The 17,849-nt window shown below is 38.7% G+C and carries 25 protein-coding genes, 1 tRNA gene and 1 other RNA gene; 20 read left to right on the forward strand and 7 right to left on the reverse strand.

Annotated elements, in window-relative coordinates; all coding sequences use genetic code 11:
• Entirely contained in the window at positions 1–516 is a 516-nt protein-coding gene (locus ABC371_RS09520; protein WP_412896582.1) for a P-loop NTPase family protein, read from the forward strand.
• Complete coding sequence (locus tag ABC371_RS09525) at positions 513–956, forward strand: ASCH domain-containing protein (RefSeq protein ID WP_412896583.1); 444 nt, start codon at positions 513–515, stop codon at positions 954–956. The genes ABC371_RS09520 and ABC371_RS09525 overlap by 4 nt, the downstream gene beginning before the upstream one ends.
• Positions 957–974: 18 nt before the next feature.
• Here ABC371_RS09525 and ABC371_RS09530 read toward each other — a convergent pair whose 3' ends face one another.
• On the reverse strand, positions 975–1,199 hold the full coding sequence (locus ABC371_RS09530) for a hypothetical protein (protein WP_412896584.1): 225 nt from the start codon (positions 1,197–1,199) through the stop codon (positions 975–977).
• A gap of 148 nt (positions 1,200–1,347) precedes the next feature.
• Between ABC371_RS09530 and ABC371_RS09535 the strand changes: the two genes are divergently transcribed.
• The 7 genes from ABC371_RS09535 (at position 1,348) to ABC371_RS09565 (ending at position 4,546) form a co-directional block, all read left to right on the forward strand.
• Positions 1,348–1,824, forward strand: a complete 477-nt coding sequence (locus ABC371_RS09535; RefSeq protein ID WP_412896585.1) for a hypothetical protein — start codon at positions 1,348–1,350, stop codon at positions 1,822–1,824.
• Between the two features lie 9 nt (positions 1,825–1,833).
• Positions 1,834–2,355, forward strand: a complete 522-nt coding sequence (locus ABC371_RS09540) for a GNAT family N-acetyltransferase (RefSeq protein ID WP_412896586.1) — start codon at positions 1,834–1,836, stop codon at positions 2,353–2,355.
• Positions 2,356–2,371: 16 nt separating this feature from the next.
• Positions 2,372–2,851 carry an SRPBCC family protein gene (locus ABC371_RS09545; RefSeq protein WP_412896587.1) on the forward strand — a complete coding sequence of 160 codons (480 nt, stop codon included), beginning with the start codon at positions 2,372–2,374 and terminating at the stop codon, positions 2,849–2,851.
• 128 nt (positions 2,852–2,979) lie between these two features.
• Complete coding sequence (locus tag ABC371_RS09550) at positions 2,980–3,120, forward strand: DUF3951 domain-containing protein (protein WP_412896588.1); 141 nt, start codon at positions 2,980–2,982, stop codon at positions 3,118–3,120.
• A 13-nt stretch (positions 3,121–3,133) separates the two neighbouring features.
• A complete protein-coding gene (locus ABC371_RS09555; RefSeq protein WP_412896589.1) occupies positions 3,134–3,568 on the forward strand; it encodes a VOC family protein in 435 nt (144 codons plus the stop codon).
• Positions 3,546–4,076 (forward strand): isochorismatase family protein, encoded by a 531-nt coding sequence (locus tag ABC371_RS09560; RefSeq protein WP_412896590.1) that lies wholly within the window; start codon positions 3,546–3,548, stop codon positions 4,074–4,076. The genes ABC371_RS09555 and ABC371_RS09560 overlap by 23 nt, the downstream gene beginning before the upstream one ends.
• Entirely contained in the window at positions 4,073–4,546 is a 474-nt protein-coding gene (locus tag ABC371_RS09565) for a tetratricopeptide repeat protein (protein ID WP_412896591.1), read from the forward strand. Before ABC371_RS09560 ends, ABC371_RS09565 begins: the two co-directional genes overlap by 4 nt.
• A gap of 22 nt (positions 4,547–4,568) precedes the next feature.
• Here the strand turns inward: ABC371_RS09565 and ABC371_RS09570 are convergent, their stop codons facing one another.
• A complete protein-coding gene (locus ABC371_RS09570) occupies positions 4,569–6,230 on the reverse strand; it encodes a ribonuclease J (RefSeq protein ID WP_412896592.1) in 1,662 nt (553 codons plus the stop codon).
• Between the two features lie 325 nt (positions 6,231–6,555).
• On the opposite strand from ABC371_RS09570, the gene ABC371_RS09575 reads away from it, so the two are divergent.
• From ABC371_RS09575 to ABC371_RS09590, 4 genes are all read left to right on the forward strand, one after another.
• Positions 6,556–7,407: a nuclease-related domain-containing protein gene (locus tag ABC371_RS09575; RefSeq protein ID WP_412896593.1), complete on the forward strand. Its 852-nt coding sequence runs from the start codon at positions 6,556–6,558 to the stop codon at positions 7,405–7,407.
• Between the two features lie 333 nt (positions 7,408–7,740).
• Positions 7,741–8,163, forward strand: a complete 423-nt coding sequence (locus ABC371_RS09580; protein ID WP_412896594.1) for a DUF1801 domain-containing protein — start codon at positions 7,741–7,743, stop codon at positions 8,161–8,163.
• A gap of 95 nt (positions 8,164–8,258) precedes the next feature.
• Entirely contained in the window at positions 8,259–8,633 is a 375-nt protein-coding gene (locus ABC371_RS09585; protein ID WP_412896595.1) for a VOC family protein, read from the forward strand.
• The gene (locus tag ABC371_RS09590) at positions 8,618–8,842 is read left to right on the forward strand and encodes a hypothetical protein (protein ID WP_412896596.1); all 225 of its coding nucleotides are present in this window, start codon (positions 8,618–8,620) and stop codon (positions 8,840–8,842) included. Before ABC371_RS09585 ends, ABC371_RS09590 begins: the two co-directional genes overlap by 16 nt.
• A 68-nt stretch (positions 8,843–8,910) precedes the next feature.
• On the opposite strand, the gene ABC371_RS09595 is transcribed toward ABC371_RS09590, so the two are convergent.
• A tRNA-Arg gene (locus ABC371_RS09595) sits at positions 8,911–8,984 on the reverse strand.
• Between the two features lie 123 nt (positions 8,985–9,107).
• A non-coding RNA gene (ssrS, locus tag ABC371_RS09600) (6S RNA) lies at positions 9,108–9,302 on the reverse strand.
• Between the two features lie 236 nt (positions 9,303–9,538).
• On the opposite strand from ssrS, the gene ABC371_RS09605 reads away from it, so the two are divergent.
• Complete coding sequence (locus ABC371_RS09605; protein WP_412896597.1) at positions 9,539–10,546, forward strand: DUF3231 family protein; 1,008 nt, start codon at positions 9,539–9,541, stop codon at positions 10,544–10,546.
• Positions 10,547–10,582: 36 nt separating this feature from the next.
• Here ABC371_RS09605 and ABC371_RS09610 read toward each other — a convergent pair whose 3' ends face one another.
• Both ABC371_RS09610 and ABC371_RS09615 read right to left on the reverse strand, forming a co-directional pair.
• Positions 10,583–11,893 carry a DUF4179 domain-containing protein gene (locus tag ABC371_RS09610; RefSeq protein ID WP_412896598.1) on the reverse strand — a complete coding sequence of 437 codons (1,311 nt, stop codon included), beginning with the start codon at positions 11,891–11,893 and terminating at the stop codon, positions 10,583–10,585.
• Complete coding sequence (locus ABC371_RS09615; protein WP_412896599.1) at positions 11,886–12,428, reverse strand: sigma-70 family RNA polymerase sigma factor; 543 nt, start codon at positions 12,426–12,428, stop codon at positions 11,886–11,888. Before ABC371_RS09615 ends, ABC371_RS09610 begins: the two co-directional genes overlap by 8 nt.
• A gap of 114 nt (positions 12,429–12,542) precedes the next feature.
• Between ABC371_RS09615 and ABC371_RS09620 the strand changes: the two genes are divergently transcribed.
• The 6 genes from ABC371_RS09620 to ABC371_RS09645 all read left to right on the forward strand — a co-directional run bounded on the left by ABC371_RS09620 (position 12,543) and on the right by ABC371_RS09645 (position 15,940).
• Entirely contained in the window at positions 12,543–13,178 is a 636-nt protein-coding gene (locus ABC371_RS09620) for a Type 1 glutamine amidotransferase-like domain-containing protein (RefSeq protein WP_412896600.1), read from the forward strand.
• Positions 13,171–13,617 (forward strand): NUDIX hydrolase, encoded by a 447-nt coding sequence (locus ABC371_RS09625; RefSeq protein ID WP_412896601.1) that lies wholly within the window; start codon positions 13,171–13,173, stop codon positions 13,615–13,617. Before ABC371_RS09620 ends, ABC371_RS09625 begins: the two co-directional genes overlap by 8 nt.
• Positions 13,618–13,668: 51 nt before the next feature.
• Entirely contained in the window at positions 13,669–14,523 is an 855-nt protein-coding gene (locus ABC371_RS09630) for an effector binding domain-containing protein (RefSeq protein WP_412896602.1), read from the forward strand.
• Positions 14,524–15,027: 504 nt separating this feature from the next.
• Entirely contained in the window at positions 15,028–15,411 is a 384-nt protein-coding gene (locus ABC371_RS09635) for a VOC family protein (RefSeq protein WP_412896603.1), read from the forward strand.
• A gap of 18 nt (positions 15,412–15,429) precedes the next feature.
• A complete protein-coding gene (locus ABC371_RS09640) occupies positions 15,430–15,669 on the forward strand; it encodes a hypothetical protein (RefSeq protein WP_412896604.1) in 240 nt (79 codons plus the stop codon).
• 1 nt (position 15,670) lies between these two features.
• Positions 15,671–15,940 (forward strand): hypothetical protein, encoded by a 270-nt coding sequence (locus ABC371_RS09645; protein ID WP_412896605.1) that lies wholly within the window; start codon positions 15,671–15,673, stop codon positions 15,938–15,940.
• A gap of 821 nt (positions 15,941–16,761) precedes the next feature.
• On the opposite strand, the gene spoIIP is transcribed toward ABC371_RS09645, so the two are convergent.
• Positions 16,762–17,736, reverse strand: a complete 975-nt coding sequence (gene spoIIP / locus ABC371_RS09650; RefSeq protein ID WP_412896606.1) for a stage II sporulation protein P — start codon at positions 17,734–17,736, stop codon at positions 16,762–16,764.
• Between the last annotated feature and the right edge of the window lie 113 nt (positions 17,737–17,849).

A 17,849-nucleotide genomic window follows, 5' to 3' on the forward strand; every position in this document is an offset into this window, starting at 1 on the left:
ATGAAAAAAATCATGGTTATCGGAGTTTCAGCTGGTGTTGGAAAATCAACATTTGCTCAAGAGTTAGGTAAAAAACTTGAAATCGACGTGTACCATTTAGACCGCTTTTTTTGGAAACCAGGCTGGGTAGAAGCATCCCATGAGGAATTTAAAACAGCCCAAGAGGAAATTCTCACAAAAGACAGCTGGATTATTGACGGAAATTATAGCAAAACCTTCGAACTGCGCTCGAAGCAAGCTGACACCATCATCTATCTTGAACTTCCTAGATATCAGTGCCTTTACCGAGTGTTCAAACGCTACTTTAAGTATATCGGAAAAAAGCGACCAGACCTTGGCTGCACCGAAAAAATAGATTGGGAGTTTATCAAATTCATTTGGACGACCTACAAGCCAAGAATACATAAAATGCAGGAGCGCCTTAACCGATTATCCCAAGATAAAACAGTGATTATCCTGCGGGGGACAAAAGAGATTAATAACTTTTTAAAAAATAACTGGGAGGATGTAAGATGAACAAAGCAGCCCAACAATATTGGAACGAATTCTGGGAAGGAAAAGACAAGCCAGAATCAGTAGTTGCATGGCAGTTTGGGGAAGACCCTGATTACCTTGCACAATTAGTGATTGATGGAATCAAGACAGCCACCTGTTCTGGATATGTTTTTTATGAACTCGAAAACGCACCCCTTCCAAAGGTGGACGATTATAGCATTCTATTAAATAGCAGGGATGAACCGGTGGCAATCATAAAAACGGTTGAGGTAACAATTCAACCGATGAATGAGGTTCCCGAGGAATTCGCATTTGCTGAAGGTGAAGGTGATCGAACCTACCAGTATTGGAGAAACGTTCATGTTAAGTTTTTCACTGAGGAACTACGGAAAATTGGCCGTGAATTTTCAGAGGATATGTTACTTGTTTGTGAGAGTTTCGCGTTAATTGATGAAAAATAAAAACACCCAATTGGGTGCTTAGATAATCTTTGTTTCATCCTTGGGAGCTTCAAGCTTCATTTTTTCAAGCTCCACACGCATTTTCTCTGTTTCAAGCAAGTAATTCTCATGCTTTAATTTTTCTAACTCCAATTCATCCTGAATGATTCTTTGTTTGTATTTAGATTGTGTTTGAAAATGGCTCGTAATAATCGCAACCAGTGGAATTGAAAATACCATGACAACCGCAACTAGACCTACCATCGAATGACCTCCTTACAAAATAAACCCGTTTCTTCATATATATTTCATTATACCAAATATACGGAAAAATAAGCGATTTGGTTTCAAATTGTGTAACCTTTTTTAGAAGGTTGCGTCAATTTAATAAAAGCGCACAATTGGAGGGCATATGGTGAAAAAATGGATGCTTGTCTTTTTAATAGGAATTTTGATTATTCTATCAGGTTGTGGAGGTAATACGTCAAGTGAGCTTACAGGAAGCAAGCCACCTGAAACGAACATTCAAATCGGGAATGAAACCTTTCCAACGACACTCGGCACCTATTGCTGGAGCAGTATGTTCAAAGGTGTATGTGTGGACACAGCAGGACCTGAAGCGCTTTTAGAAGGTAAAAAGCCAATTGTCGTGCAGCCAGGTGAAGAAGTTACTTTCGTGATGGATTATGAACCACTGCCAAATGAGGTCCATGTAGCCTATTATCAGGGTGACAAGGAAACGGAAGTGAAAGTAGAAAATCATCGTTTCACAGCACCTGAGGAAAAAGGGGTGTATTACTATTCCTATGGAGTTTGGTGGATGGATGAGAACGAGGAAAATGTATCAAACGGTGACGCATTTTATGCCTGTGCGCTAGAAGTCAAATAGGGGGACGTTATGAAAATAAGAAAAGCCGTTTTATCTGATGCAAGGGGTATCGCCCATGTTCATGTTGATAGCTGGAGAACGACCTATTCCGGAATTGTTCCAGATGAATTTCTCCAGCAATTGTCCTATGAATCTAGGGAAAAGATGTGGAAAAGAGGTATCCCAAATGGACATGTTTTTGTGGCGGAAAATGAACAAGGACAAATTGTTGGGTTTGCATGTGGTGGAAAAGAGCGTAGTGGAAACTATGAAAATTATCTGGGTGAGCTCTACGCCATCTATATTTTACAAGAATATCAAGGACAAGGCTTGGGTAAAAAGTTAGCAGCTCCTGTTGTTAAGCAGCTTTTGGACAAGGATATTAACACAATGCTAGTATTAGTATTGGAAGAAAACAAATCATGTCTATTTTATGAAGCGCTAGGAGCTCGCAAATTAGACAACGTAGATGTTGAAATCGGTGGGGAAAATCTAAAAGAAGCGGTATACGGATGGGACAATCTAAAAGCAAGCTTTAACACGATATTCTAAAACCAGGAGGCACATCATGCTCGCAACTCTTTCAAAAAACAAACCAAATTACATAGCCACATTCGAGCGGTATTATCCTCATTCAATTGGTGAGGTTTGGGCAATGCTAACTGACAATAACAAACTACCAATGTGGTTTCCAGAATTAAAAGTGGATGATCTTCGTAAAGGTGGCCGTATCCTTTTTGATATGGGAAATGGAACCTTTGAGGAAATGACAATCACTGACTTTCATGATCAATCGGTGTTGGGATTCACATGGGCAGACGACAGCGTGCGTTTTGAGCTCACTTCAGAGCCTGAAGGATGTAAGTTGCTCTTGATCGAAACGATTACAAAGCTCACCGATCATACACCAAGAGACTTAGCGGGATGGCATGTGTGTCTGGATGTCATAGGAATGTTACTAGACGGAAAACAGGTAGAAAACCGAAAACAAATGTGGGAGCCATTATACGAAAAATACGTCCAAGCCGTCGACGATTTAACCAAATAACCTAAGCGAAGCCAATCCTATTAATGGATATGGCTTCTTTTTATTACTGGAAAAGAATTGCAGGAAATTAAAAACGTATCTCGAATTAAATACATAACAAATCCCTATGAGAAATGGAGAGAGTACCGATGATATATGTTTTTCTCGCCATTATAGTTGGAGCCGTAAGTTTGTCTATTTTTAAAGCTGTTCGAAAGAAAAAAATGCCTAGTAATGAATACACACCTTTCGATGATATAACAATGGGGAGAACGGAAGATAAAGAATAGGAGGACTCCTAAAATGAAACAAACACTTCTTCGTGTCGGAACGACCTATCTACCAGTTACAAATGTTCAGCGTTCAGCCACCTGGTACACAGAAAACCTTGGGGCAACGCTAAATTACATGGACGAGGATAAAGCAATCCTTGACTTAGCCGATCAAAGCTTTTTCCTCGTTGCTGCAAAGGAGGGCCAAACCTCAAACTTCATTGATGTAAAAGGACATGAACGATTTTCAGTAACCTTTGAGGTTGATGGTTTACAAGCTATAGAGAATTTACATAAGAAATTCAAAGAATGTGATATCACGGTTGGAGAAATTGAAGACCGTGGCCATGCCGGGAAAAATTTTATATTTGAGGATCCGGATGGCAATCTATTTGACGTCTGGAGCGAACTTAGTCCTATTTTTAAAAAGAGGTGGAAAGAAAATGCAAGCATTACTAGTGATTGATGTCCAAAACGGAATTGTGAATTTTAAAGATTTTAGCGAAGAACTGACCAAAATTAAACACATCGTTCAAGATTTTAAAGCGAAAAAGCTGCCTGTGATCATGGTTAGACATTTTGACGAAGTGGAGGAAAGTCCGTTATACCGAGGATCTGAAGGTTCCGAACTCCATGAATCAGTGAGGGATTTGGGTGATTATGTAATCGAGAAAACAACACCAAGTTCATTTTTTAAAACGAATCTTGCGTCTCTTCTAGAAGAGTTAGGTGTTAAACAGGTTTTCATCACAGGATTTAATACGGAATTTTGTTGCATGTTCACTGCGATATCCGCTTTCGACCGCGGATATGATGTCACCTTTATTGAAGATGCGACAGGGACAGTTAACGAAGGAGAAACTTATGAGATGAATGACCTTGATATTAGAGACTTCGTCGGAACAGTTCTACACTGGTCAGAAGCGATTGAGGTACTAGATTTTGAGGAATATCAGGAAACCTATCAGAAATGAAGCAAGCCATAGAACTTAGAAAAGAGGGACGGCTCAAAGAATCGAACGAACGATTGTTGAGGTTAGTGAAGGAGAATCCGGAGGATCCCCAACTAAACTATCAAGTAGCCTGGAGTTTTGATGTGTTAGGACTGGAATCGGATGCCGTCCCTTTTTATGAAAAGGCAATTGGACTAGGTTTACAGGATGAGGATTTCGAAGGTCCCTTATTAGGTTTAGGCAGTACCTATCGAACCCTCGGAGAATATGAAAAATCAGAGGAAACACTGTTAAAAGGAATAACGCTATTTCCTAATAACCACGCGATGAAGACTTTTTATGCAATGTCACTTTACAATCTTGGTCGACATCAGGAAACAATGGAACTCCTTTTAAAAAGTTTAGCTGGGACTTCAAGTGATAAGACTATACTGCAGTACAAACGTGCCATTGAATTTTATGCCGATAAGTTGGATGAGGTTTGGAACTAAAATAACCCTCCTGCTTGGAGGGTTACACTTCTATAATAAACGGCAGAATCATCGGTTTGCGTTTTGTTTGTGCAAATAAATATTGTCCTACTGCCTTTTTAATCTCCTTTTTCATGGCGTTCCACTGGTATTTGTTTTCGCTTTGTAAATTAAGAATCGCTTTTTTTACAAGGCGATTTGTCTCTCGGAGCAGCTCTTCAGAGTCTCGATTGAACACAAAACCGCGCGTGATCGTATCGGGTCCGGAAATGATTTTCTGATCTCTTTTACTTAGCGTGACCACAATGACGACCATGCCATCCTCAGACAGTTGTTTGCGGTCACGTAAAATAATATCACCCACATCGCCAACACCAATTCCATCCACATATGTATCGCCAGAAGGGATTTTCCGGGTCTGGCGTGCCTCCGAATGTTTAACATCAACTACATCTCCATTTTGAATGATAAAGATATTTTCAGGCTCTACCCCTACAGATACTGCTAGAGATTTGTGTTGATGAAGCATCCGATATTCTCCATGTATAGGGATAAAGTATGTTGGTTTCATTAAAGTCAACATCAGCTTGAGATCCTCCTGAAACCCATGACCGGATACATGCATGCCAGTCGAGCTTCCACCATATAAAACAACTGCCCCAAGCTGGAATAAATTATCGATAATGCGAGACACATTTTTTTCATTGCCTGGAATCGGACCAGCCGCTAAAATCACCGTATCTTCTGGGAGAATATGTACATCGCGATAGCTAGCATTTGAAAGACGAGCAAGCGCAGCCATCGGTTCTCCCTGACTTCCGGTACATAAAATACATACCTTCTCCGGTGCGAGAGTTTCCACTTCTTGGGCATCAATCAACATGCCATCGGGAATGTGGAGATAGCCACGTTCAACCGCCACATCCACGACATTCACCATACTTCTTCCTAGCAGGGCGAGCTTGCGGTTTGTTTTCATCGCAGCAGCAACAACCTGCTGAACCCGGCTGATATTCGAAGCAAATGTCGAGACAAATACCTTTCTTTTCGCTTTCATAATGGCTTCTTCAATTACGTCCCCAACCTTCGACTCAGAAGGTGTTGATCCCGGTCTCTCCGCATTTGTACTTTCAGATAATAAAACAAGCACACCCTCACGCCCAATTTCGGCCATCCGATGAATGTCTGAATGTTGGTCATTCACTGGTGTTAGATCAAACTTGAAATCTCCTGTATGTACAACCTTGCCTTCAGGCGTATCAAACACAATTCCGAGGCAATCCGGAATACTATGATTCACTTTGAAAAAGGAAACCTCTACTTTGCCAAACTCAAGCTCAGAATCGGCATCAATCGGAATTAGCTTAGTATCGGCAAGAAGACGATGTTCAGTTAGCTTCAATTCAATTAAACCAAGCGTAAACCGAGTCGCATAAATCGGCACATTGAGCTTTTTTAGAAAATAAGGAATCCCACCAATATGGTCCTCATGCCCATGCGTAATCAGCATCCCACGAATTTTCTCCCGATTTTCTTCCAAATACGTCAAATCCGGAATGATCAAATCAATCCCAAGCAGGCTTTCGTCTGGAAACTTTCCCCCGCAATCAATCACTAAAATATCATCCTCATACTGTACCACATACATATTTTTCCCAATCTCATTAATCCCACCAAGTGCAAAAATGGACAATCCATTCTCCATTACACACGCCTCCTACTTCTTACATCGTGTCCTTAGTTTTACCAGAGGTTGGTGGAATTATTTATTGGATGTTCCAGAAAAAGGAATGATGAACTGAAATTGAAGAGCAAATATGTGCCCTGAAATCAGCTAAAAACAGTAAAATACAAATAAAAACAGTGTTTGTTGATTAAAAACAGTAAAATTAAAATAAAAATAGTATTTTCAAATTATCGACAGTAAACAATTGCCTTTTTAAAAAAATTACTCGTCATTTTAGTTTATTGAAGGATTTTTAGCAATTTTTGTAGAAAAGACTTATAGAACAAATAAAAGGAGAGTGCAAATGAATAAAAAAGAACTAGAACTACCTCTTAGACTAAGAAAACTAGGAGCATTGATTGGAAGACTATCAAAATCACACCCAAAATATCAAGAAATTAGAGATGAATTTGGTAGGAGAATGGCTGGTTACAAAGGTGAACTATCTTTACAGTACTATTTGACCTTTTTAAAAGAAAAAGACTACCTTATCTTCCATAACCTTCGTCTTCCGGATATCTCCGGAGAGCATTTTTTTGAAATAGACATACTTCTCATTAATCCCACATTCCAATTAATAATCGATGCCAAACATTATCGCGGTGAACTATATTTTGACGGGAAGTTTGACCAATTAATCCAAACCTACAAAGATACGAGAAAATCGTATAACTGCCCTATTACTCAAATCAACAGGCATCAGCTACAGCTTAACAGACTTCTAGAATCCTTCAAATTCCCCTCCATTCTAATTGAAACCCTTGTAATTTTTACAAATCCTAACGCTATTATTGATGCCAGCAAAGACATTAAATACTATAACAAAGTAATTAAAAGCCCGAGTTTTCTTCAAAAGATTGAGTTGTTTGAGAAGAGGAATCGGGAAGAGAACTTTGATAAAAAGCAACTTCAAAAATTGTCAAAACTACTTTTAAAGAAACATACCCCAAATGATGCTAACATTTTGGAACAATATAAGATTTCTAAGGATGAATTAATTACAGGTGTGCGATGTGAAAAGTGTGGGAGCATACCGATGATTCGAACCCAAAGAAAGTGGCATTGCACATCATGTCATTTTTCTGCCAAAACAGCATATTTAGATGCGGTTATTGACTATCATCTTTTAATTGGTAATACCATTACTAACCGATAATTGCGCAAATTTTTAGATTTGGACTCGATAACGGCAGCTAAAAACATTCTCTTGTCCTTAAATTTAGAATATGATGGCAATTTTCGGGATAGAGTGTATTAATTGCCGGATAAACCGTGGCAAATCTTCTATGAAAAATAAAATATCTATCCTTTATTGTTTTTAATTTTTAAAGACTGTTTTTAAAAGAGGTTTACTGTTTTTAATTTAATTTTACTGTTTATAATTAATAAATACTGTTTTTAGTAAAACCACAAAGCAGGAATCCCCACCCAACGTCTCGAATGAATAAACAATGTCAATCCTACTACTAATAAGGAGGCCTACCAAACAATGTACGAATTAAAAACTAAAGAAAACGATGCGAGTGTCATTGAATTTATCGAAAAAGTCGATAATCCGAAAAAGAAAGAAGATGCTTACAGGCTATTAGACGTTTTTACAGAAACGTCTGGGTATCCGGCCAAAATGTGGGGTCCAAGCATAATTGGGTTTGGTTCCTACCATTACAAATATGCGACTGGCCATGAGGGCGATGCGCCGCTTGTTGGCTTTTCACCACGCAAGGCAAAAATTAGTTTATATTTTGCAACTGGCGATACGAAGCGACAAGAATTGCTCGAAAAATTTGGCAAACACACATCTGGAAAAGCCTGTGTTTACATCAATAAAATTGCGGATATCGATGTAGAAGTGCTAAAGGAGCTAATTATTCAATCGATAAAATTCTTACAAGAGACATACCCGTCAGAATAAGCAAATCTTATACAAAAACATAAAGTTATTCAAATTTAGTTATCCCCCTGAATTGGAGTACGATGAAGGTAACTTACAAACTAGGGGGAATGAACATGAATTTTACAATAAAAGCGATTGACCATGTCCAGCTTGCTGCACCAAAAGGGAGCGAAGACGAAGTGCGGCATTTTTATGCCACTATGTTAGGTTGCCATGAAATCGAAAAGCCTGAGACACTCAGAAAAAGTGGGGGTGTTTGGTTTGCGTATGGATCGGTGCAAATACACATCGGCATTGACGACCCATTCGTACCCGCCAAAAAGGCACATCCAGCTTTCGAAATTCAGAAGCTTGAAGCCTTAAAACAGCACCTGCAACAAAACAACGTGAACACAATTGATGACAACAATCTCCCAGGTGCCAATCGCTTTTATGCCCATGACCCGTTCGGCAACCGTTTGGAGTTTTTAGAATGGAACAATGCATGAACCTCGTGCTGATTGCCCACAATATGGCTAATGTAGAAAATTGCCCAATGTTGGAGGTGGTCAGTTTGCCAAAGAATACAAAAGAGGAAAGTATTGAAATTTTTTCAAATAAGGCATTACGCGGGAAACCGTATCTCGATATTGATCGTACAATTAATGAAGGGGTTTCGGCGTATGTGGAGAAAGACACGAATACAAAGGAAGTATAGAGGCTTTAAGCCTCTTTTTTCTTTGTTACAAAAAAAATAGCCCCTCAAAACCGAGGGGCTGTACGTAGCGTCCCAGATTGGAATCGAACCAACGACCTACAGCTTAGGAGGCTGTCGCTCTATCCTACTGAGCTACTGGGACATAATAAAATTGTAAAACCACTACAGAAAATAATTATAGAATTAATTAGTATGAACGGTCAAGACATTTGAACGCCAAATAAAAAATCCATCCCCCTATTGGAAAATGGATTAGCATGTAATTGGAAAAGCCACAATTGCCGTAATACCCTAAGAAAGTTTAAAACCACCACTCCTCAAAGTGGGTGTTTGCAGAAACGTTCCTGTATGTCCTTCATGTCGCCATGGACGAAGGCCTGCCATTCCAGTTTCAATGTTAAACTCCCTATTTCAGCTCAAAGGTTAAACTTTATTATGATTACGAACAATGTAGCTTGTATATGTATACTACATGATTGACTAGAGGAAATCAAATGTAAAAATCATCCAAAATGTTGAACGTTGTCACTTGGTTTTTGGGATGAAATTCGGTGCTGTCTCAAACCTTGATGAAACAGCAATCATTCAAGACGATTCTAAGGAATTTTGTCGAAAAATATTTCGGAAACCTACATTTTTTGAATACATCCTCTCATCTTGCAAAATACTAGATAAAAAAGTGATGAGGAGATACAGATGAAACCCAATAACGAACGACTTACTTCAGCGGAAATGGGAAAGCTTTGGGCAGTTTATATGGGGAACACAATGGCCATTTGCGTGTTAACCTATTTTCAAAAACATTGTCAGGATCCTGACATTATGGAAATCTTAAAAAAAGCAAAAAGCATCAGTCAAAAAATTACTGACGACATCACGAAGATATATAATAAAGAAAACTTCCCGATTCCAATTGGTTTTGATGTCAAAAAAGACGTAAACATGGATGCCCCAAGGTTGTTCGCTGATGAATTTTATCTTCATTATTTAAAATATACGGCGAAAGCAGGGCTCAGTCTTTACTCCACAGCAATACCTATGATGATACGACCAGACGTAAGGGATACGGTAATCAAATTTGATCTGGATACGATCAATTTTTTAGTTGATCTAAATGAAACGTTAGAAAAAAAAGGATTTTTAACGAAACCACCCGTTATACCAATTCCGAAAGAAGTAAGTTTTGTAGAAAAACAAACCTATTTAGCTGGATTCTTTGGTGACATACGGCCCTTGCATGCTTTAGAAATTGCTCATCTCCAAGATAATCTAGAAAACAATGTGGCCAGTAAAGGACTATTGATGGGATTCAGCCAGGTGGCAAATCATAAAAAGGTGAAGGAATTTATGCTCCGTGGTAAGGAGATTACAATGGACCATATTAAGGATTGTATGGCAAAGCTTCACGAAGAAAATCTCCCTGGGCATCCGTTACTTGATGATTTAGTGGAGGCATCAACGATTCCGCCATTCTCAGATAAGTTAATGACATTCCATAAAATTGATATGTTCTCGATGAAAATTCGATCCTATGCGAATGCGATGTCACTAAACGGCAGACGAGACCTTGGGGTAATGTTTAGCAAATTCATCTTGGATATTGGTCGTTATGTAGAAGATGGTGCCAATATCATGATTGATGAGGGATGGTTTGAAAAACCACCACATGCCGTTGACAGAAAAGCACTTGCAGATGATAGATAACGAAAAAAGTCAGGCACTTTGGCCTGACTTTTACGTTTAAGGTAATGTAATTTCAAAAGAATCAAACATAATTGGCATAGGAATTTTAGTAGCCTTAAATTTGACGTCTTTAGTTTTTGTCGCTTCAAATTCCTGCTTGAAAAGATTCCCTTTGATTCGTTTCGCAAAAGGATCTTCCGGGAAGGATAAATCCTTGCCATCCTTCGATTCTAACCATGTTCGATTCATCGTTAAGTTATCGTCAAATGGGAACTCACTATCTAATTCAAAATAAACGACCGTTTTATCATCAAGAAACTCAACATCCGTCACTGTTATTTTTCCTACCTCGCCTTGGTCAAGCGTTAATGGAAGTGTAACGTTTAATGAAACAGATTCCTCTTCAACAGCACCCACCCCAGTCGGAATCTTATAAGGTAGAATCGTTAGGCTTTTTACGCCATTTTTAATTGGTGTATAGAGATAACGATGGTTTGCCACCTCTACTCCGTTGATGGTATCGCCATAAGCGCTGCCTGTAAGAGTTCGATGCACACTACCTTGGTCATCAATCAATGCAAAATGTAAATCCATATAAGGGTCCATTTTTGTATTGTTTGGATCCGATTTTACTTGAATGGCTAAATCTGTTCCGGCCGGGCCAAGTTTGACAGACTCTACAGCCACGTCAGCATCATAAATAACGTTTGTTTTGTTTGGTCGAATCACCGTCACTTCATTTGATTGCTTCACCGGAAATTCAAATTCCCATTTTCCGGGCATAAGCCCCACAGCATCAATGGTAACCTTTATATCAAACTCTTCTGGTAATTCCTCCGTTGGGGTAATATTCATGACCACTTCATACTTGGATGGAGTGATATATTTTCCAGAGCTTCCTGTGCTAAAATTAATCTCTTCTCCATTTACCCAAATGTTTGGTCGCTCAATATTGCCAATGGCTATAAGAGATTCATGGGTAAGACCAAATGTTAAACGAGTACCATCATAAAAAATTTCATTCATTGTTAGCGTCACACCATTATCTTTGGCTGTCTGATTAACGACTTGAGTAAGCCCACTTTTTCCTGCGATTTGCAGTCCTTCATCATTGGACTCATTGAAAAAAGTTCCGACTAATGGGATTTCAGACGCAACCTTGGCTAATGTCGGTGAAAAAGTTGCCGACCCTAAAAACAGGATAAAGGCAGCAGCAACCGACCCGATGGTTGTAAGGACCACCTTTTTACGTCTCGGTTTCTGTTTTCGATTATCGTTAATTGTTTGTTGAATAATCCGATCAAGCTTCTCAACGGGCACATGAATGTTTTCAAGTTCTTTATTAAACTCAGGGTAATGTTTACTCATTCACAATGACCTCCTTTAATTGATCTCGTAAAAGGGCAATCCCACGGTGTATATTTGTTTTCACAGTTCCTTCTGGACAGTCAAGAAATTCAGCGATTTGCTTGATTGTGAAGTCCTTGTAAAAACGTAAAACTAAAACCGTTTTATATTTTTCATCTAATCCTTTTATGGCGTTCAATAAGTCGGAATCGGCTTCCTTATCTGTGTACGAAGGAGCTTTGCTTTCAAGGAAATCCCTTTCCATAGGAATCACTCTTTTTTTTCTGCGAAGTTGATCTATCGCAGTATTAATCAGAATGCGAGTAATCCAAGTCGAAAAATATGTATCATTTTTTAAATCCTTCAGCGAGGTGAGCGCCTTATAAACCGTTTCCTGGAACACCTCAAGTGCATCGTCCTCATTTTTCATATACAAATAGGCCATTTTATAAAGCTTCGTTTTTTCGGTATCAATTAATTCCTGAAATGCACGGTTATTTCCCTTTTTTGCTTTTGCAACCAGTTTGCTGATATTCAAAACTCTTCCTCCTTTCATCTATTAGTTAGAGAAACTAGTCATACAAAACGTTTCAAATTAATAAAGGATTTTAGTCTTGATTATCGAAATACATATAAATCTTATCATTTTCAAAAAAGGGCGGAAGATAAAATGACAGAAACACATCTATTTTTGTTTGGGGGAGGACCTCCATTTACAGATAAATTAGGGGAACGGTTTGCGAGATTTGCTGGAAACAAGACTGCGGGGGTGGCCATTTTGTTTCTTGAGCGACCAGGCTGGCAAGAATATATGCCGAGCTACACGAAGGTTTTAGAAGGCAATGGAGTGCATGATTTTTATTATTTTGCACTTTCGGAAAAGCCAACTCAGAAACAACTGGCTCACCTTGAAACATGCAGTGGGATAATTATTGGCGGCGGGGTAACCGAGCTTTACCGTACTTATATTGTCGATACTCCTGTAGGTGAAACCATTCGAAAAATGTTTATTGAAGGCGTTCCTGTTGCTGGCTTTTCAGCGGGAACTTTGGTCTCCTGCGAGCATTGTGTGATCTCACCAGAAGACACGCTGCAACAAGAACAGCTATATTTACCAGGCTTAAGCTTGATAAAAAACTGTGTCATTTCAGTCCATTTTTCAGAATGGAACGAAGAGAAGAACCTAATAGAGGCAGTTTCAAAATTAAATGTTCCTGGGTATGGAATCGATGAAAACTCAGGGATTTATTTTAAAAATGGGCAGTTGTTTGATCATGAAGGAAACGAGCCCCATCTCTATGATTAGACAAGCGGTGGGAGCAATCGTGTATAAGGATCATCAATTTCTCCTCGTACATAAAGTAAAAGTTGGCTCGGAAAAAATACCAGGTGAGTGGGATTTTATCAAGGGTGGGATTGAAGAAAGTGATGAATCCCCACGACATGCGATGCTCCGTGAACTTAAAGAAGAAACCGGTTCGACTGATTTTTTTATGGTAAAGGAGTTTGAAGAGAATATTTGTTTTGAATTTCCGGATAAAATGAAACCGAAAATTGGGTTTGAACGCCAGGAGACGACGATGTTCTTGGTTGAATACACAGGCGATATTGAAGATTTGTCTCCAATAGATGAAGAAATCGCAGAACTTCAGTGGTTGGCAAAAACTGAGGTGTTGAACAAGCTTACTCATGATGATACCCGAAGTTTTTTTATCAAAAATCTGTCCTCACTTAGCACAAAATGACAGGATTGAATAACATTTGGCAGATAGAATTGAGGTAAGGAGTGAGGGAGAATGAGTTGGCTAGAATCATTACAAAATGCAATTGATTTTATGGAGGACCATTTGCTTGAGGATGTGTCAATCGAGGAAATCGCAGGGCATGCGAATGCATCACCGTTTCACTTTCAACGCACGTTTTCAATTTTGACGGACATCACAGTGGGCGATTACCTCCGTCGCCGCCGGTTAACACTTGAAGCTGAGGAATTAACAAAAACTGAAACAAAGATTATTGATCTAGCCTACAAATATGGCTACGACACTCCCGAGGCTTTTACAAAAGCTTTTCGGAAACAGCATGGTGTAACGCCAAGCGACGTTCGAAAGGGGATTGGAAAGCTGCAATCATATAGCCGCCTGGTCATCCAGGTGAGTTTGAAAGGAGCAGATCCAGTGAAGTATCGGATTGTTGAGAAGGAAGGATTTAAAGCAGTAGGTGTAAAGCGCAATTTTTCATGTGAGAATGATGAGCATCTTCGTAGTATTCCGAAGTTATGGGAAGAAGTGAATACAGACGGTACCTGTGATGCCTTGATTCCACTGAATAACGGCGAAGTAAATGGAATTTTGGGAGTCTGTGTGAGTGAGCCGAACGTCAGAGCCATCGATTATTGGGTTGCGGTGGAAAATGTAGAGGGTGAATCAGAGAAGTTTGATGTTTTAGACATTCCAGCATCAAAATGGGCCGTATTCGAGGTACATGGTGCGATGCCAAACGCAATGCAGGACGCGTGGAAAAAAATCTACTCAGAATGGTTCCCATCAAGCGGTTATGAGTATGCCGGGACAGCAGAGTTCGAACTGTACCCAGCTGGAAACGCATATGAACCTAATTATTATTCTGAAATTTGGATACCAGTGAAGTAAAGTGTGAGCCCCAAGGAGATTCCTTGGGGCTTTGGTTATTGGGTTATTTTAGCTAGTGGCAGTATTTTTCGGATAATGGCAGTATTTTCAAAATAGCGGCAGTAAATTGTAGATTAGTGGCAGTAAATAGAAAGTTGAGTCCAAAATTCGGATGGAGGTATGTAAAAAAATCAGGCTCATTAACGATTTTTGGCTAATAAACAAAAAATATGGCTTATAAATGCAATTTATAGCTAATAAAAAGGGTTTTCGGTCAATAATCAAACTTTCTGGCCAATAGCCAAAATCTTTGCCCAACCCAGAAACATTCCAATTAGACAGGAATTTTTGAAAAACATATAATGGAAACAGTGACAATGACATCGTAAAATTAGACCAAAATGGCTAAAGGTGTTCTTATTCCAACATGGGTCACGGGGCAATGCCCGACTTTTTCAAACAAATGCTAGAAACTTGGAACAATGAAGGCGAAGTACCTGTAGAACAATAGTTGAGGAGGACCAAATGAACTTAACACATATCCGTCTGTTGGTAGATAACTATAAAGAATGTTTCTTATTTTACCGAGATATACTAGGTTTTGAGGTTTCATGGGGGAACGAAAATTCACGATATGCCGATTTTACTGGTAGTGGTGGGGTAAAGCTTGGTCTTTTTGAAAGAAAGCAAATGGTGGCAGCGATTGGTTCTGAATATGTACCACTAGTAGAGAATCAAGATAAAACAACATTAATTTTTAAAGTGGACAGTGTTGAGGATACATATGAAAAAATGAAAGCTAAACTGGAGTTTATTACACAGCCGCATGAGCAGGTGGCCTGGATGCTAAAGGTTGCACATTTCCGTGACCCAGCTGGCAACCTGATTGAAATCTACGAGAATTTATAAAAATAAAGGAGAGACTATATGAAGCTTTGTTTACATTGCGAATCAGATATACTAGTAAAAATGAACTTTTTTATGTTTAAAATCCCAGCTGCGATATTATTGCTTTTAGTTCCATACGGATTCGTCATTTGTTGGCTACCATTTTTAATACCAGCAAACTACGCATGCAAAAAATGTGGAAGAGAATTTCGAAAAGTAAAAGAGGTAGATTGGCATGAATATGAAAAAATGAAGCAGGAAAAAGAAGAAGGTAAATGACATGATGTATTTTGGGGTAATCTTAACGCTTGCACTCATACGTTGGGAACAAAAGGAATTGCATTTTAAAACCTTTCTAGTGGAAGTTGTTATTTTATGTATCTTCATTTTTCTTTTTAAGTTAATCGGGACTTATCTTACCAGTAAACTAAATTTTATGCCAGTTGATTTCTTGCCGGAAGGTTTGCAAGTTTGGATTGGCAGCATTCTAATATTCTCATTTGTGTGTTATTTATCTTTCAGAGGTTGGAGAAAAAAAGGTGCCAAGTAATTCAGACAAACAATATTTTCATTTTGCAAGTACTGTAGGAAAAAACATCTACAACTTGGAATCAAGGGGTGTAGAGTTTTCGATGAAAATAAGACAATGAAAAAAGACTAGGATTGATATTTTCCTAGCCTTATTTTTCATCAGTAGAATACAGTTACAAAATATAGGATCAAATAATATGCAGTTGGAACAAACGTTATAATAACCCCTATATTCTTGGATCGATCTTTAAATTGTAATGAAAAACCGACTGCCCATATTATAAATAACAACATATAATGCCATCTGTAAATAGGTATGTCTGTTTCCGCAATGCCTGGTCCACTCAACCATAGTGATAATAACAAAACAAATATCCCTGAAAGAATATTCCAAGTATGTCTTACTATTTTTTTGACCATTACTCCACTCCTGAACAAAAGCATTTTATCATTCATTATGTTAGAAGCTGCTCATTAGTTGGATTTTATCATTCTTATGTTCTATTTTAACATAAAATTCCAAAAAAATGCCTGTAAATCGGTAGAAATGATGGTTGTATTTGTATGCTATTTCGCTAAAAAAAGTAAACTGTTGTTATCTAAGTATGAATCATTTGCACTTTCATACTTCATTTCCTTCAGTATGTGATGTTTTCTCTATGTCAACGGACAGGTTTCTAGCCCCGTTGTTTTTTATTATCAGCAATCGATTGTTTAATCAAAGCCTTGCTGCACATAAAAATCCCAGTCAGAAACGCCGCAAGGGTATAACCAAAGGGCAAGTAAAAAAAGCAAATCAGGGTTGAGGCAAACAACCAAATCAACCAAAAGAGTAGCTCTTTATTCATGAGAGGCGTTCACTTTCTCGGCATCGATAATATGTTCACTGATCACTTTCGCAAGTGCCTCAACCGTATTTTTTAATTCCTTCATATCATTATCGACTCCACCGATTTCAATGAGAATGGAGTTCTCCGCCAGATCTTGATTATATACGCCATTTCCTTGGTTCAGTCCCTTCGCAATCACTCCCCGACTGATTCCAGGAAACTGCGAATCGATTGCCTTGTCTAGCGATTCAGCTAATGCATAACTTTGTTCAAAATGACTACTAGCCTTTCCAACAACAAAAAAGACTTTTGCATATGGTTTATTGTTGATGGAAACTGATGTCACATCTTTTCGCATACTATCACGGTGTAGGTCGATTAAAAAGTCAATATCAGAGTCACTTGCCATTGCCGATTGAACGATTCCGCGTGAGACTGCATAAGATTGGGTGGTATCCCAGCCTTTTTTCTTCAATTCCTGTCCAATATTTGTAGTATCAACAACTGAACCAATTCCGTATTTTTCTAGCTCTTTACCAAGAAGGTCGCCAACAAGTGTAATGTTTGTTTTAGAGTCAACCGCTTTATTCATATCAGGGTCGCCTGTAAGCCCAAGCAGAGGCAGGTAGGATTCGTAACTATGAGAGTGATAAATGAACACCTTTTTATTGGTTGCTAGATTGGCTGGTGGTGTTTTCGGAGCTTCCTTATTTAGTTCTTCCAACTCCTTCTGTGCCATTTCCCTTTCTTGTAGTAAAACATCTAAAGGAGGTGCTGATTCGTATGGAAGATTGGTAAAATCGGTACCATCCCTAGAAATCAGAATTTCCGTATGGTACATCGATAATCCAGGGAGTTCATTACCGAAAAAGCTTCTTAAATCACCATAGTTAAATTGAAGCGTTGATTCTACCAACATTTTGGTGATGGATTCTTGCTCTTCACTTAAGGTTTGTCCGAAATACGCATTCTCAAATTCAAGCAATTTAACAAAAGCTTCGTTCGGAAGTGTTCGAATGTTAATATCAAATTGTCGAAAATTAATCCATCTTTTTGACAGAGGATATGCTGGAAGCAGCTATGAAACATATGAATACC

Origin of the sequence: Bacillus jepli (genome assembly GCF_047238305.1) — a bacterium.
Taxonomy (GTDB): domain Bacteria; phylum Bacillota; class Bacilli; order Bacillales; family Bacillaceae_L; genus Ferdinandcohnia.

What these genes read in the sequence shown, in the direction of transcription:
- ABC371_RS09520 (WP_412896582.1), top strand. Translation starts at nt 1, where the DNA reads ATGAAAAAAATCATGGTTATCGGAGTTTCAGCTGGTGTTGGAAAATCA.
- ABC371_RS09525 (WP_412896583.1), top strand. Translation starts at nt 513, where the DNA reads ATGAACAAAGCAGCCCAACAATATTGGAACGAATTCTGGGAAGGAAAA.
- ABC371_RS09530 (WP_412896584.1), bottom strand. Translation starts at nt 1,199, where the DNA reads ATGGTAGGTCTAGTTGCGGTTGTCATGGTATTTTCAATTCCACTGGTT.
- ABC371_RS09535 (WP_412896585.1), top strand. Translation starts at nt 1,348, where the DNA reads ATGGTGAAAAAATGGATGCTTGTCTTTTTAATAGGAATTTTGATTATT.
- ABC371_RS09540 (WP_412896586.1), top strand. Translation starts at nt 1,834, where the DNA reads ATGAAAATAAGAAAAGCCGTTTTATCTGATGCAAGGGGTATCGCCCAT.
- ABC371_RS09545 (WP_412896587.1), top strand. Translation starts at nt 2,372, where the DNA reads ATGCTCGCAACTCTTTCAAAAAACAAACCAAATTACATAGCCACATTC.
- ABC371_RS09550 (WP_412896588.1), top strand. Translation starts at nt 2,980, where the DNA reads ATGATATATGTTTTTCTCGCCATTATAGTTGGAGCCGTAAGTTTGTCT.
- ABC371_RS09555 (WP_412896589.1), top strand. Translation starts at nt 3,134, where the DNA reads ATGAAACAAACACTTCTTCGTGTCGGAACGACCTATCTACCAGTTACA.
- ABC371_RS09560 (WP_412896590.1), top strand. Translation starts at nt 3,546, where the DNA reads ATGCAAGCATTACTAGTGATTGATGTCCAAAACGGAATTGTGAATTTT.
- ABC371_RS09565 (WP_412896591.1), top strand. Translation starts at nt 4,073, where the DNA reads ATGAAGCAAGCCATAGAACTTAGAAAAGAGGGACGGCTCAAAGAATCG.
- ABC371_RS09570 (WP_412896592.1), bottom strand. Translation starts at nt 6,230, where the DNA reads ATGGAGAATGGATTGTCCATTTTTGCACTTGGTGGGATTAATGAGATT.
- ABC371_RS09575 (WP_412896593.1), top strand. Translation starts at nt 6,556, where the DNA reads ATGAATAAAAAAGAACTAGAACTACCTCTTAGACTAAGAAAACTAGGA.
- ABC371_RS09580 (WP_412896594.1), top strand. Translation starts at nt 7,741, where the DNA reads ATGTACGAATTAAAAACTAAAGAAAACGATGCGAGTGTCATTGAATTT.
- ABC371_RS09585 (WP_412896595.1), top strand. Translation starts at nt 8,259, where the DNA reads ATGAATTTTACAATAAAAGCGATTGACCATGTCCAGCTTGCTGCACCA.
- ABC371_RS09590 (WP_412896596.1), top strand. Translation starts at nt 8,618, where the DNA reads ATGGAACAATGCATGAACCTCGTGCTGATTGCCCACAATATGGCTAAT.
- ABC371_RS09605 (WP_412896597.1), top strand. Translation starts at nt 9,539, where the DNA reads ATGAAACCCAATAACGAACGACTTACTTCAGCGGAAATGGGAAAGCTT.
- ABC371_RS09610 (WP_412896598.1), bottom strand. Translation starts at nt 11,893, where the DNA reads ATGAGTAAACATTACCCTGAGTTTAATAAAGAACTTGAAAACATTCAT.
- ABC371_RS09615 (WP_412896599.1), bottom strand. Translation starts at nt 12,428, where the DNA reads ATGAAAGGAGGAAGAGTTTTGAATATCAGCAAACTGGTTGCAAAAGCA.
- ABC371_RS09620 (WP_412896600.1), top strand. Translation starts at nt 12,543, where the DNA reads ATGACAGAAACACATCTATTTTTGTTTGGGGGAGGACCTCCATTTACA.
- ABC371_RS09625 (WP_412896601.1), top strand. Translation starts at nt 13,171, where the DNA reads ATGATTAGACAAGCGGTGGGAGCAATCGTGTATAAGGATCATCAATTT.
- ABC371_RS09630 (WP_412896602.1), top strand. Translation starts at nt 13,669, where the DNA reads ATGAGTTGGCTAGAATCATTACAAAATGCAATTGATTTTATGGAGGAC.
- ABC371_RS09635 (WP_412896603.1), top strand. Translation starts at nt 15,028, where the DNA reads ATGAACTTAACACATATCCGTCTGTTGGTAGATAACTATAAAGAATGT.
- ABC371_RS09640 (WP_412896604.1), top strand. Translation starts at nt 15,430, where the DNA reads ATGAAGCTTTGTTTACATTGCGAATCAGATATACTAGTAAAAATGAAC.
- ABC371_RS09645 (WP_412896605.1), top strand. Translation starts at nt 15,671, where the DNA reads ATGATGTATTTTGGGGTAATCTTAACGCTTGCACTCATACGTTGGGAA.